This window comes from Companilactobacillus nantensis DSM 16982, assembly GCF_001435815.1.
Classification (GTDB): domain Bacteria; phylum Bacillota; class Bacilli; order Lactobacillales; family Lactobacillaceae; genus Companilactobacillus; species Companilactobacillus nantensis.
In genome coordinates, this window is record NZ_AZFV01000045.1 from 1 (window position 1) to 13,470 (window position 13,470).

Genomic DNA, 13,470 nt, shown 5'->3' on the forward strand with positions numbered 1-13,470 from the left:
GTGTCGTTACCTACAAAGATAAAAATAGTAATATAATTGATACTCAAAATCCTATCAAGTTGATTGGTATTACTAATAATGATAAAAAATTAACACTCAAAAATCCTGATGGAACAACAACAAAATGGAACATTCCCGCTGGTCATTACGGAGATAGTCCTGTAACATTAACTGCCAAAGCATTACCTGGTTACAAGGCTCCTTCAGTAATCGTCACTTACAATGCCAGCGGTATCCCAACTATCACAAATGCTAATGACACTACAAAACCGCTCACGGAAACAGATGAACTTTCTTATACAAGAAATCCATCACATGATGGATCAAGTGCTGTAAATCCGACAACCACAGGTGAAGGTGTAATTGAAAGCAAGCCACAAACAGTATCCACATATTCTGACAAACCAGACGTTGAACTTTACCAACTAGGTGCCGACAATAAGATGTCCCCAATCACAAGTCGCTCTCTTGCAACTGCCTCAAACTGGTATAGTGACGCAACAATCACGGTCGATGGCATCAGCTACTTCCGTGTTGCTACTAACGAATGGGCCAAAGTTGGAGAAGTTTATCCATATCAAGCTCTCAACTTACACATCAGAACTTACGACGATTCTGAAAAGGATCTCTACAAGGCTGAAAATGTTCTAATTACTAAAGAAACACTTGCACCAAGCAGCAGTTGGATAACTGATCGTGAAACTTACGTTATTAATAACACTAAGTATTATCGTGTTGCCACTAACGAATTTGTTAATGCTGACGACGTCTATGTTTACTCACCAGTAAATATGGTCGTAACAACTCACGCTGACAAATACACGACACTTTACACTGCTAAGGGTGCTGAAGTTACAAACAGGACTCTATCAAACGATTCTAGTTGGAAAGTTGATAGTATTACATATATCAATGGTGACAAGTATTATCGTGTCGCTACCAACGAATTTGTTAAAGCTAGTGATGTTGATATTAGAAATTATCGTTAATACAATATCTGAATAAAGCAAAAGATCCTACCGAACTTTTAAATAAGTTCGGTAGGATCTTTTTTTGTTATATACATTCAGTGGCTCTAAAACGAGTTCCAACAGGGCAACTCCTTCCGCTTTTCATAACTTGATAAATCACACGCAAAACCAGCGTGCAATTCATCAAGTTACGAAAATGCTCGGAAATTCCCGGGCCTGTTCCACTCTCTCTATTTTACTGAATAATTAGGTGCTTCCTTAGTAATAGTAACATCATGTGGATGTGATTCTCTCAAACCGGCATTTGAGATTTGAACAAATTGAGCATCTTGGAGTTCTTTCAAGTTATGAGCACCAACGTAACCCATACCTGAACGTAATCCACCAAGTAGTTGATAAATTACATCGCCAACGGCACCTTTGGCAGCGACACGGCCTTCAATACCTTCAGGAACTAACTTGTTAGCTTCGTTAACGCCACTTTGGAAGTAACGATCTGATGAACCATGTGACATGGCAGCTAAACTACCCATTCCACGGTAAGTCTTGAAACGGCGACCTTGATAAATTTCGAAATCACCAGGTGCTTCGTCTGTACCAGCCAACATTGAGCCAAGCATAACGGCGTTACCACCACCTGCTAGAGCCTTTACAATGTCTCCTGAGTACTTAATACCACCATCGGCAATAATTGTCTTACCATATTCATGAGCAACGCTAGCAGCGTCATATACGGCTGTTAATTGAGGAACACCGACACCAGCAACGATTCTAGTTGTACAAATTGAACCAGGTCCGATACCAACTTTAACGACATCAACACCAGCATCATATAGTGCTCTAGTACCTTCGGCAGTAGCAACGTTACCAGCAATCAACGTAGCTTCTGGGAATTTTTCTCTAATTTGTGAAATCTTTCTAAGCACACCGGCAGAGTGACCGTGAGCTGTATCGATAATAATTGCGTCTGCACCAGCCTTAAGTAATGCTTCAGCACGTTCAAATGTGTCACTTGTTACTCCGACAGCTGCAGCAACTAATAGGCGACCATATTGATCTTTAGCAGCGTTAGGGAATTCTTTAACTTTTTCGATATCCTTGATTGTAACTAGTCCGCCTAGACGACCATTTTCGTCAATCAAAGGTAATTTTTCAATCTTATGTTCTTGGAGAATTTGTTCAGCTTCTTTAAGAGATGTACCAACAGGAGCTGTAATTAAGTCTTCACTAGTCATTACAGTACCAATTTCAACTGAGTAGTCTGTAATAAAACGTAGATCACGGTTGGTAATAATACCAACTAATTTCAAGTCAGTCGCATTGGTAACAATTGGCACACCACTGATACGATATGTAGCCATCAATTTTTCTGCTTCACTAACTTTATCGTCAGCTGTTAAGTAAATTGGGTCGATGATAACCCCATTTTCAGAACGCTTAACTTTTGAAACCTCGTCAGCTTGTTGTTCAACACTCATATTCTTGTGAATAACACCTAGTCCACCTTGACGAGCCATTGCGATGGCCATTGGTGCTTCGGTTACTGTATCCATACTTGCACTCATAATTGGAGTGTTTAGTTTAATATTCTTAGCTAATTGAACTGATAAATCTACTTCATTTGGTAAAACGTGACTCTCTGCTGGTATTAATAAAACATCATCAAATGTGAATCCCTTTTTATCAAATTTTGTATCCCATGCCGACATGATATTCCTCCTAAGATTTGTTTTTACCTATTAGTGGGTAAAATTTATAAACATGGTATCTAATTTTTCTGAGTTAGTCAATTAAAGTTTGTGAAAAAAAAGAACCTATCGCCGAAACGACAAGTCCATTAATACATTTTTATTGCTATAACTTTATAATTTAATAACTTTTGTTTTTTTAAATAAAAATCAAAACTACGTTTTTTCAAACATAATTTATATCTGATGATGTTATCTTTTTTGGAAATCAATTCATCAATACGGTATAAACTACCGTTATAATTCCGTTGTAAATAATCAGCTGTTTCGTTATCAGCTGCAATTTGAGATATACCCGCTTTATTTTCTAAGGCGTTCTTACATGCTAAAATCATTCTTCTACGAATAAAATCATTTATAAACAAAGCAATAATTATACCCGTTATTATCAGCAAAAGTAGCCCACCATATACTTCCATAGTAACTACACTGGTTAGATTCATAATCATCAACACTTTTTATAAATTTATTTAAATAAATCATATCATTTCAACATTATTGTTATCAAATTGCACGCTCGTTAATCGTGTTATAATTTGGCACTTTTTTATCTTCATGGTAAGATTTCCCTACAGACTTTTTAGGGGGACTGTAAACATGAAAAAGTTAGTTCGGGACAAAATTCCCGATATCGTTTCTGACGCTGCCACCTTCGAAGTTCTCTCAAATGAGGACTATCGACTGTCACTCCGTGACAAAATCACTGAAGAAGCTAAAGAAGTCAAAGGCGCAGATACACGGGCTAATCTAGTCGAAGAATTAGGGGACCTCGAGGAGGTTATCCGTGCTATTTTAGAAGATGCATCCATAACGTATGAAGAAATGGATAGCCTACGCCAAGCAAAAATTAATCAAAAGGGTAAATTTGCCGAAAAATTTGTTATGATAAAGCCTGATGAAGAATCGTAATTGTATTATGATTCTTCTTTTTTGTCCGCTTGATTAGGGCTAACTTAATGGGTTTTATCGTAAATAAAAAATAATCTTATCAACCACATTAGTCGGAAGAGCTAGGAATATTCTTAACACTTCCAATGAGCTATACAGAACTATAAAATAATTCCATCTATTCTAGCCGGAGGTTGTAAGCAACAAAGTCAGCAGTGATAGTGATGTTAGGGCTTTAGCCCTAACATCACAGGACGTGTTTTGAAATTCGCGTACTTTGCGAAGTTCAAAACCGAGCTTGGAGACCTTGGCTCCGAGCGGTCCCATAGCAGACTTTGTTGCTTACAACCGGAGGCAGCCAACTTTAATTACAATTTGTACAACCATAAAAAACAGTTTATTATGGTACTTATACTTTTAAATAGAAAGAAGATTACAATGCAAATCTTAACTTTATTTTTAGTGGCATTGGTTGCTCTAGAACACATCGGTATTGCCGGTCTAGAGATGTTTGCTAAGCCAGATGTCCAAGCTAATGCTTTTGATATGCCAGTTAACTTTGTGAAAACTAAGGAAGCTCAAACAGCTTTATCTAACCAAGGTATTTACAACGGTATGCTCGGCCTTTTAATTTTAATGATGATCTTATTCTTCACCGGTTCGACTTTAAAAATGATTTTGATTCTTATGATGATTTACATTATTGTAGTGGCCGTTTATGGCGCCGTTACAGCAACTAAAAAAATCCTTTATATTCAAGGATTACCCGCTCTAATTGCCTTAATTTTTGTGGCAATTTTTTATCACTAAATCAAAATCTTCTATAATATAAGTAATTTTATACAGAATGGATAATAAAATGAAAAAAGATTCATTATTAAAAAGTTCCCTGTGGATCTCACTTAGTGGGATTCTTTCCCGTATTCTGTCGGTCGTCTACATTATTCCGTGGAATATTTGGATTGGACCTGTTGCTGTCGGAGCTGCGAATGCTTTGTACGGTAAAGTTTATAACATTTACAACCTCTTTTTGATTATCGCCACAGCTGGGATTCCTTCAGCTATTTCGAAAGAAGTTGCTGCTCACAATGCTTTGGGTCGCTACGATCAAAGTGAAAAACTCTTTAAAAAATACACGATTTATATGTCGTTAGTCGGAATTGTTTTAGCGCTAATTATGTTCTTCGGTGCCAAATACGTTGCTATTGTTTTAGCCGCTGGCGATATGCGTGTCGTAACGCCGATTAAATACTTGAGTATTGCAATGTTGATTATCCCCGCCCTCGGTATTTTACGTGGTTATATTCAAGGATATGCCTTTATTTCTTACTCAGCCTTTTCACAAGTTATCGAACAAATTGCTCGTGTTGCTTACATGCTTTACGCAACTTACACAATTATGATTTTGCAAAAGGGTAACTACATGTCAGCCGTTAACCAATCAACTTTAGCTTCATTCATTGGTGCAACGCTAGCTTACTTATTCTTGCTCTGGATCAGAATCAGAGTACGCCGTTCTATTACCGTTACAGACATTAAAACAACTGCCGATATTCCGACAGATGCAAATATTCCAGAAATCAATTTCAGTTCAATGCTTCGTTCAGCCATTCCATTCTTGTTAGTTGATACAATTATGACCGTCTTGCAATTGTTCGATCAAACAACCTTTACTTGGATTTATGAGTTGATCTTGCACGCTAGTCAAAAAACAATTGATGATTTATATGCGATGTTTGGTTTCCAAGCTAACAAATTAATCATGATTTTAGTTTCGTTAGCCATCTCCGTTTCTGCATCAGTTATCCCTGCACTTTCAGCTATGATTAGTCGCAAAGTGGGCACTGAACAAATTCAAAAATTGATGCGTAACATTGTCCAATTTACTTTGTTCATAATTTTGCCCGCAACGTTCGGTATGATAGCAATCAGCCGTCAACTCTGGACCGTTTTCGTTTTCTACGATCAAAGTATTATCGGATCAAAAGTTTTGATGGTCTCTTGTTTAGAAGCTTTCTTCTACTGTGTCTTTTTAATTTTGGAAAATGTTTTGCAAGTTTCTCATCACGTCAAAAAATCACTTATCTACCTAGTTATTGCTTACCTAATTAAGGTTGTCCTTCAACTTCCATTAACACTTGCTATGGGTGTCTATGGACCTCTGGCAGCATCAACCATTGCTTTCATGATTACCGGACATTTTGCTTTCCGTTTGATTAATAAGCAATTCAATATCGTTGATAAAGAACTTGGTAAAAGTTTGTTCAAAATTTTCATCGATGGCTTAATCATGCTAGTTGTCGTTGTTATCGCTGATTTCTTAGTTGTCAAAGTAATTTCAGACGCAACTAAGATTGGCGCTACAATTGTTATAATCATCTGTGGTTTGATTGGAGTTGCCGTTTACGGATTCCTCAGCTACAAAGATGGTTCCCTGAAGATTTTGAAAGAAATTCGTGATACTAAAATTTATTAACACTCTAGCTAAAGGATGAAAAATTCTTTGGCTATTTTTTTACTCTTATAATGATAACGATATTTGAACTATAATGACCGTGTATATCTTAGGAGGTGTTTGTTTGGCATACGAAAAGAAATATATGCAGTTAGCCGCTAATGAGGCTCTTAAAAATGTTGGTACACAAGAGGGAGGCCCCTTTGGGACTGTGATTGTGAAAGATGACATGGTGGTAGCTCAAGGTCGAAATCACGTCCTTTCAAGCAACGATCCAACAGCTCATGGGGAAATTTATACCATTCGTAAAGCTTGTGCAAAATTAGGTACTTATGATTTATCGGACTGTGAGTTATATACCAACGCCTACCCTTGTCCAATGTGCCTTGGAGCCATTATTTGGGCTAATATCAAGACTTGTTATTATGGAAATACCGCAGCAGACGCTAAGGCCATCGGTTTCCGTGATGATAATATTTACCAATTTTTGAATGATGGTTTGAAGGATAAAAACTTTTTGAATTTGGAACAGCATGATCGTGATACTACTATTAAATCGTTTAATAGTTTTGCAGAAAATTCGGAGAGTACAATTTACTAAAATATCCAAACAAAAAAGAGTATTCATATGCAATACTCTTTTTTGTTGTCCCCCTAACCAGAAATGAATCAACCATAAGTATTAAATTCAATTTGACGTAAAAAAATTTTAATAGTATCGTAAAACTTTGAAAACGATTACTTCAATTTGAGGAGAAATAAATATGCTAGTAGGAAGTATTGAAGCAGGTGGAACAAAGTTTGTCTGTGCCGTCGGTGATGAAGACTATCGCATCAAGGATAGTATCCATTTCCCCACAACTACACCTGAAGAAACATTACAAAAAGCCATTGATTATTTTAAAAAATTTGACATTGAAGCCTTAGGAATTGCTTCTTTTGGGCCAATTGAATTACGCAAGAACTCTCCCAAATATGGTTACATCACCTCGACTCCTAAGCCCGGTTGGAAGAATACTGACTTTATCGGCAAGATGAAGGAAAACTTTGATGTACCAATGTTTTGGACGACTGATGTTAACGGATCTGCCTACGGTGAGTACGTTATGTCGACGTTATCTAACGAAAAAATCGATTCACTAGTTTATTACACAATTGGAACTGGTGTCGGTGCTGGTGCTATTGCTGATGGTAAATTCGTTGGTAACATGGGTCACCCTGAAATGGGTCACACATTCTTGAAACGTCACCCTGATGACCTTGATTTCAAGGGTATTTGTCCTTTCCACGGCGACTGTCTCGAAGGTTTAGTTGCTGGTCCCACTTTTGATGCTCGTTTAGGAAAACCTGGTAAAGACGTGCCATTGACTGACCACGTTTGGGATATCATGGCTTATTACGTCGCTCAAGCTGCTATTCAAGCAACTTTGATCCTACGTCCTAATAAAATCGTCTTTGGTGGCGGTGTTGTTAGTGAAGCCTTTCTTGTTAAAGTACGTGCCCAATTCAAAGAATTGTTAAACGATTACGTCGAAGTACCTGAACTCGAAAAATACATCACAATGCCAATTGTTCAAAATAATGGTTCTGCAACGTTAGGTGACTTCGCACTAGCTATTCGTGAATTACAAGATTAACAAAAATTCCTCAAAGCAATAGGCTTTGAGGAATTTTTTTAGTTACTTTCACAAATAAATATGCTAAGTTGAACCTAGAAATATTTTCTGGGGGACAACTAATGAAGCTATGGCATAAAATTATTTTGACGACAGTGGGAATCTTAATATTAATCGGACTAATTTTTTCAATTTGGATCAACTATCGTGATGTTGTCGAAACCTTTTTTGCCTATGCCTTTGACCGCCAGACCTTGATCAATTTACTACGACATCAAGGTAAGCATAACGCCGTTTTATTCATGGCAGTCATTGCGATTGGCTCAGCTATCCCCGGGATGCCAATTGCTGCAGTAGCAGTTCTTTCCGGCGTTTGTTTCGGAAGTTGGCTTGGTTTTGCAATCAATATCGTGGGAATAGTTTTAGGGAACTTGCTTGCAGTCTATATTCTTGGTGAATTTCCCCATGTAGCCAGACCTAGCCGCTTTCGTCCGTTAGCTGATCGGTTAAAAAATATGAACCATCCTCGACTAGGTTTGAGCATCGGTTATGCTGTTCCAATGTTACCAACGCTATTGGTTAACTACGCAGCCATCGAAATGAAAATGTCGTTACGAAACAAAATTCTTTGTATTTTTATTGGTTCACTACCAGTTTCATTCCTCTATGCCTTTGGTGGTGACGCCTTACTACTAGGGAACACTAAAGCAGTAATCATTGTCGTGGTTCTAGTTCTACTACTCTTCGGGTTATACGAAATCGTCCGCCGCGATCAACGTATTATTAAAGCCAGAAATTAATTATCGAGGTACATAACATTGTTATTACAAGAAAAAATCGATTCCACCAACTTTTCTGCAAATGAGCAAATCGTTGTAGATTTCATTGAGCATAAACAAGAAACCATCAACGATTATTCAACTACAAAAATTGCCAAGGAGACTTACACTTCACCATCTGTATTGGTTCGAATCGCTAAAAAATTAGGTTTCAATGGGTGGACTGAATTAAAAAATGCTTATGTAGAAGAATTAACTTATCTACACAAGCATTTTAAAAATATTGACGCCAATATTCCATTTTCTGGTGCTGACTCTGTAACGAGTATCGCTAATAAATTGGGCCAATTAAAAAACGAAAGTATTCTAGACACACTGTCACTGATTGATTCCGAGTCACTCTCTTATGCAATCGAATTACTTGATCATTCCAATAATACGGGGATATTCGGATTATCAAACATAATATTCCAAGCTGAAGAGTTCTCTTTTAAGATGAGACATATTGGCTCTAAGGTTCAAACTTTCCCAATTCAAAATACAATGTTCCAAGAAGCTGCCATGATGAACCTCAATGACTGTGCAATTTTTATTTCTTACTCTGGGGAATCGGATCCTTTATTCACTGTAATTAATATACTGAAACATAATCATGTTCCTATAATTGCCATTACGAGTATTGGTGATAATAAGCTTTCTAAATTAGCTGATATAACATTACGAATCTCAACCCGTGAGCGCTCTTATACCAAGATTGCAGGATTTGCATCTCAGGAATCAATCTCATTGATTCTGGATATTTTATATTCAGGCTATTTTGCCCAACACTTTGATGATAATTATAATTATAAAATCAGCTTATCTCAACAGACTGAATTTAGAGATATTGACAATCATATTATTCGGGATAATCAATAATTCCTCGATCAATATAGCTTTGTACTGCTTCCTCTACAGTATCCAGAGGCGTGTGATTTGGTGAATAACCCAGTAGTCTCTTAGCATTTTCGATACTATACTGCCCACTCCTAGCAATGTGATAATACGTGTGTTCTACCTCTGCATCATTTCCGATATATTCTGACCATTCTTTCCATGGTAAAAACCCAATATCTGGTGTTTTATTAAAGAATTTATACATTGCCGTTGCATATCCATATAATGTCCATGAAGTATCGGAAACAGCATGAAATGATTCTCCAAGAGCTTGATTACGATGTTGAATAGCTTTAACAAACATTTGTGCTACATCATCAGCATGAACGTGATGAAGTGTTTCCATTCCAAAATTAGGTAAATAAATCTTTTCCCCATTAGCAATCTTTTGAAATACTTCAGTATTTGTATTGCCTAATGGATTGATTATTGTCCAACCCGGGCCAGAAATTTGTCCTGGCATAATGATTGTTGCTGGAAAACCATTTTTACGATACTCGTCCTTTAAAAACATTTCTCCGGCATATTTATTTTTACCATAATCATCTAATGGATGCTTGATGCAATTAGGATCAGCAGGCAATTTTTCAGCACGACCATGTGCCCAAACTGATGAACAGAATAGGTAATGAGTTAAGTTGGTGCCCTTCAGAGCAGCCACTATTTTTTTAGTGTCCTCAATTTTGAAACTGATTAAATCAATTACGACATCAGCATTAACATCGGCAACCTTTTGAGCAAATGCTGAATCCTTGGCACGATCTAAACTTAGATGTTCAACTTGTTTCCAAGCACTATCCTTTTTTGTATAGGGATCATGATTTCCACGACTTACGGCAATAACTTCATGACCCAATTTAACTAATTTAGGAACCAAATATGAACCAATATGACCATATCCACCTAATACAATAATTTTCATAAATGAAATCCTCCTTGAACTTGAAGCCATTCTATCATCTCTGATAGGCTTGAAATCATCTTCGGAACAGATTAGAAAGGCTTTTACAAAAATTACCCTATTATCGTCATTTGGCGTAAAAGCCTTAAAAAAAATCCCTTAAATTTACATTAGTAATTCGAATGTAAACTTAAAGGATTTTTTAATTTATGGTTAACGCAAAGATTAGTCTCTTTTTCTAAAAATAATAAATTTACTAAAGACGTAATTAAGTAGAACAACCACCACATTGGCAATCAATTTTACAATAAAACCATTTCCATGTAGCAAAATCATTCCGATAAACATTGTTCCTTGATCAATTAACCAAGAACCACCTCTAAACAAGAAGAACGAACCCATTTCTTGAAAGAAAGCTTTCCAAGTAGTCGTATGTGAATCGAATACCCATAATTTATTTGTAACATAGGCAAAAATAACAGAAATTAGATAAGCAATTGCATTAGCAATTTGAGAATTCATACCCATAGCACGCCATAATAACGCAAATGCTACGTAGTTTACTACTGTTGTTAAGACTCCAAAAAACAAATAAGGAATCGCATCTTTATATTTATTCCATAATTCTTTCATTATTTATGATTTTCCTTAATGGTTTAATTTCCAATTTTTATAGCTTAATCCTAAGAAATAGGCAATAACTTCAAAGCCTGAGATAAAGAATGTCACTGGCCAATTTGTTACAAAAGCCAAGTACAATCCTAGCCAAACGCCTGCTAATGATAAACCAACTGACACCATGATCAACTTAGGAACTGTGTGGACCACATATTTGGCTGTGGCACCAGGCAATGTCAAAAGCACGAAAACTAACAATGATCCCACGATTTGTGCCCCGATACTGACGCTCAGAGCCAATGTTACTAAAAAGGCAATCGATAGTAATCTAGTCTTCAAACCGGCCGCACGAGCGCCAATATGGTCAAATGAATCAAATGACAGTGGTTTATAGAAAATAATAAACACGAAAATAACAAATAATGCCAAAATCATCAATTGATTAACTTCTTTCGAACTAATCCCGACGATACTTCCGAATAAAATATTGGTTGCATAACTACTTGATTCCGAAGAGAGCGACAAGAATAAGATTCCTAAACCAATAAACAACGATGAAATCGCACTGATTGAAGCTTCACGACGTGACGACTCCGAACTTAAACTACCTACCGCAATCGAACTAACTAACGTAAAGATAATCATTCCTGCTAACGGTGAAATGCCAATTAAAATACCAAATGAAGCACCTGCAAAGCCGATTTCTGACAAGGTATGGGACAGAAATGACATGTTTCGAGAAACAACGAATACTCCAACCAAACCAGCCGTTATAGCGATAAAAGTACTGGCAATAAAGGCTTCACGCATAAACTCATAACCAAACATAATCTAACCTCCCATATCAAACATATCTTCAGAAACATCGGCTACGTTAACTTCTTCAATTGTTTGATGCTTGAAGAATAACGCACGACTAGTGTACTTTTTAGTCAACTCATAATCATGAGTAATGAAGATAACTGTTAAATTATATTTGTGATTCAATTCTTCCACGAGGTCCATCAGTTGCATCTTAACTTCAACATCAAGACTGGCAGTCGATTCATCCAAAATCAAAATCTTTGGATCATTCAACAACGCTTGTGCCAAATAAGCCTTTTGTTTTTCACCACCAGATGCTAAACCAAGTGGACGATCTTTCAAATTAGTTAATTTAGTCTTCTCAAGAATCTTTTCAATTGTCGCATTATCTTGGCGACGCTTGGCTGGACTCAAGGTGAACTTTAAATTCAAACGGACAAATTGCTCAATATTCAAAGGGTAGTCAATATCAATATTCCGAAATTGGGGCACGTAGCCAATTGTTTGTTTATCAATTTTCAACACGCCACTAGTTTTCTTTTCCAACCCCATCATGATTTTAACCAATGTCGTTTTACCAGAGCCATTTGGTCCAATCAAACTAACAAAGTCGCCATCGTTAATGGTGAAATTTAAATCTTTAAAAATGAGTTGTTTTCCAAAACTTTTGCTTAAATTCTTTGCCTCAATCACAGCTATTTCTTCACTATCCTTTCAATCTGAGTGATGTTTCCATCCATCCAGTCATAATATCCTAAATCACTTGGCAATGTTTCCGTAAAGTAAACGATTGGCACATGATATTGCTTGGCTAAACTCGTCATCTTGGTAATAATACCGCTGGTAACTTGTTTATTAACAACTAAGAAACTGACCCGATGATTCTTCAAGCCATTTTCCATACTTTTAACGTCTTCAATCGATGGGTCAGTATCATCCTCAATTGATTTAGCAAAATGTGGATTAGCAATCGTTACACCAAGATCTTTTAGTAGATAGTAAGGCAAAGGTTCAGTGACATAAGCTTTCTTGCCGTTAGTGTACTGCTTTAAAGCTTTTTCTCTTTGGATTAAACTATCTAATTTTAAATCATATTTCTTAAAGTTAGCTTGATAATAAGTCTTATTTTTCGGATCGACCTTTGCCATATGTTGATAAACCGCTTGGCTTAACTTTTGAACATTTTGAACGCCAAACCAGACATGTTCATTCGCACCATCTTTTTTATCCAGCACATCCCCAGCAAAATCAATCAAATTTTTATTTTGACTATTAGCAGTCACAATTTTGTTGAACCAATCATCATAACCCAACCCACTCGAAACGATTAAGCGCGAATCAGCAATCAATTTGGCATCATTACTAGAAGGTGAAAAACTATGTGGATCAACATTAACCGATTTAATAATCGATTCCACTTTATATTTATCACCTACCACGCTCTTAATTGGTTCTATATAAGTGTTAACCGTTGTTGTGATAACCCTTTGAGACGTTGGTCGCTTAGCACATCCACCGATAACCAGCAGCAGCGAAAACAAAACCATTAAGAAAACTTTTCTTCTCCGCATTTATAATCCCTTTCGACTAGTTCCTAATAAGTTTGATAGCTCTATTTAATAGTAAATATTGAGAGCAACTAAAACTTAGAATTTGAAATCATATTACCATTACTAAAAAAAATAAGACCTGGCCTATTTTGCTTAGTAAAAGCAACATGACTCCTCAGAAAATACATATATACGCGTGGTGCT

Annotated in this window: 15 protein-coding genes; 8 read left to right on the top strand and 7 right to left on the bottom strand. The window is 36.6% G+C overall.

The genetic code is table 11. From position 1 onward, the window contains the following. The coding region (locus FD31_RS12840) for an SLAP domain-containing protein (RefSeq protein WP_201782117.1) at window positions 1–989 on the top strand (989 nt) is incomplete at its 5' end. 212 nt (window positions 990–1,201) lie between these two features. On the opposite strand, the gene guaB is transcribed toward FD31_RS12840, so the two are convergent. Together guaB and FD31_RS12850 are read right to left on the bottom strand one after the other, a co-directional pair. Beyond that, window positions 1,202–2,680, bottom strand: coding sequence for an IMP dehydrogenase (gene guaB / locus FD31_RS12845; RefSeq protein ID WP_057893184.1), 1,479 nt, complete (start codon window positions 2,678–2,680; stop codon window positions 1,202–1,204). A gap of 128 nt (window positions 2,681–2,808) precedes the next feature. Further along, the gene (locus FD31_RS12850; RefSeq protein ID WP_147007384.1) at window positions 2,809–3,138 is read right to left on the bottom strand and encodes a hypothetical protein; all 330 of its coding nucleotides are present in this window, start codon (window positions 3,136–3,138) and stop codon (window positions 2,809–2,811) included. 178 nt (window positions 3,139–3,316) lie between these two features. On the opposite strand from FD31_RS12850, the gene FD31_RS12855 reads away from it, so the two are divergent. The 7 genes from FD31_RS12855 (at window position 3,317) to FD31_RS12885 (ending at window position 9,375) form a co-directional block, all read left to right on the top strand. Continuing rightward, entirely contained in the window at window positions 3,317–3,628 is a 312-nt protein-coding gene (locus FD31_RS12855) for a nucleoside triphosphate pyrophosphohydrolase (protein WP_057893186.1), read from the top strand. A gap of 417 nt (window positions 3,629–4,045) precedes the next feature. Continuing rightward, entirely contained in the window at window positions 4,046–4,417 is a 372-nt protein-coding gene (locus FD31_RS12860) for a DUF1304 domain-containing protein (protein ID WP_057893187.1), read from the top strand. A 49-nt stretch (window positions 4,418–4,466) separates the two neighbouring features. Next, a complete protein-coding gene (locus tag FD31_RS12865) occupies window positions 4,467–6,083 on the top strand; it encodes a putative polysaccharide biosynthesis protein (RefSeq protein ID WP_057893188.1) in 1,617 nt (538 codons plus the stop codon). 73 nt (window positions 6,084–6,156) lie between these two features. Further along, window positions 6,157–6,663 (top strand): nucleoside deaminase, encoded by a 507-nt coding sequence (locus tag FD31_RS12870; protein ID WP_057893189.1) that lies wholly within the window; start codon window positions 6,157–6,159, stop codon window positions 6,661–6,663. 163 nt (window positions 6,664–6,826) lie between these two features. Continuing rightward, on the top strand, window positions 6,827–7,699 hold the full coding sequence (scrK, locus tag FD31_RS12875) for a fructokinase ScrK (RefSeq protein WP_057893190.1): 873 nt from the start codon (window positions 6,827–6,829) through the stop codon (window positions 7,697–7,699). Between the two features lie 101 nt (window positions 7,700–7,800). Continuing rightward, a complete protein-coding gene (locus FD31_RS12880) occupies window positions 7,801–8,478 on the top strand; it encodes a TVP38/TMEM64 family protein (RefSeq protein ID WP_057893191.1) in 678 nt (225 codons plus the stop codon). A gap of 18 nt (window positions 8,479–8,496) precedes the next feature. Continuing rightward, window positions 8,497–9,375, top strand: a complete 879-nt coding sequence (locus FD31_RS12885) for a MurR/RpiR family transcriptional regulator (RefSeq protein WP_057893192.1) — start codon at window positions 8,497–8,499, stop codon at window positions 9,373–9,375. Here FD31_RS12885 and FD31_RS12890 read toward each other — a convergent pair. The 5 genes from FD31_RS12890 to FD31_RS12910 form a co-directional block, all read right to left on the bottom strand. Continuing rightward, window positions 9,356–10,315 (bottom strand): NAD-dependent epimerase/dehydratase family protein, encoded by a 960-nt coding sequence (locus FD31_RS12890; RefSeq protein ID WP_057893193.1) that lies wholly within the window; start codon window positions 10,313–10,315, stop codon window positions 9,356–9,358. The two genes, FD31_RS12885 and FD31_RS12890, sit on opposite strands and share 20 nt — an antisense overlap. A 204-nt stretch (window positions 10,316–10,519) precedes the next feature. After that, window positions 10,520–10,927 carry a GtrA family protein gene (locus FD31_RS12895; protein ID WP_057893194.1) on the bottom strand — a complete coding sequence of 136 codons (408 nt, stop codon included), beginning with the start codon at window positions 10,925–10,927 and terminating at the stop codon, window positions 10,520–10,522. Between the two features lie 15 nt (window positions 10,928–10,942). After that, window positions 10,943–11,740, bottom strand: coding sequence for a metal ABC transporter permease (locus tag FD31_RS12900; protein ID WP_057893195.1), 798 nt, complete (start codon window positions 11,738–11,740; stop codon window positions 10,943–10,945). A gap of 3 nt (window positions 11,741–11,743) precedes the next feature. After that, a complete protein-coding gene (locus FD31_RS12905; protein WP_057893196.1) occupies window positions 11,744–12,409 on the bottom strand; it encodes a metal ABC transporter ATP-binding protein in 666 nt (221 codons plus the stop codon). 2 nt (window positions 12,410–12,411) lie between these two features. Continuing rightward, window positions 12,412–13,287, bottom strand: a complete 876-nt coding sequence (locus FD31_RS12910) for a metal ABC transporter solute-binding protein, Zn/Mn family (RefSeq protein WP_057893197.1) — start codon at window positions 13,285–13,287, stop codon at window positions 12,412–12,414. Window positions 13,288–13,470: the final 183 nt, after the last annotated feature.

Coding starts and splice junctions, on each gene's coding strand:
- guaB (WP_057893184.1), bottom strand. CDS start 2,680: ATGTCGGCATGGGATACAAAATTTGATAAAAAGGGATTCACATTTGAT.
- FD31_RS12850 (WP_147007384.1), bottom strand. CDS start 3,138: ATGGAAGTATATGGTGGGCTACTTTTGCTGATAATAACGGGTATAATT.
- FD31_RS12855 (WP_057893186.1), top strand. CDS start 3,317: ATGAAAAAGTTAGTTCGGGACAAAATTCCCGATATCGTTTCTGACGCT.
- FD31_RS12860 (WP_057893187.1), top strand. CDS start 4,046: ATGCAAATCTTAACTTTATTTTTAGTGGCATTGGTTGCTCTAGAACAC.
- FD31_RS12865 (WP_057893188.1), top strand. CDS start 4,467: ATGAAAAAAGATTCATTATTAAAAAGTTCCCTGTGGATCTCACTTAGT.
- FD31_RS12870 (WP_057893189.1), top strand. CDS start 6,157: ATGACCGTGTATATCTTAGGAGGTGTTTGTTTGGCATACGAAAAGAAA.
- scrK (WP_057893190.1), top strand. CDS start 6,827: ATGCTAGTAGGAAGTATTGAAGCAGGTGGAACAAAGTTTGTCTGTGCC.
- FD31_RS12880 (WP_057893191.1), top strand. CDS start 7,801: ATGAAGCTATGGCATAAAATTATTTTGACGACAGTGGGAATCTTAATA.
- FD31_RS12890 (WP_057893193.1), bottom strand. CDS start 10,315: ATGAAAATTATTGTATTAGGTGGATATGGTCATATTGGTTCATATTTG.
- FD31_RS12895 (WP_057893194.1), bottom strand. CDS start 10,927: ATGAAAGAATTATGGAATAAATATAAAGATGCGATTCCTTATTTGTTT.
- FD31_RS12900 (WP_057893195.1), bottom strand. CDS start 11,740: ATGTTTGGTTATGAGTTTATGCGTGAAGCCTTTATTGCCAGTACTTTT.
- FD31_RS12910 (WP_057893197.1), bottom strand. CDS start 13,287: ATGCGGAGAAGAAAAGTTTTCTTAATGGTTTTGTTTTCGCTGCTGCTG.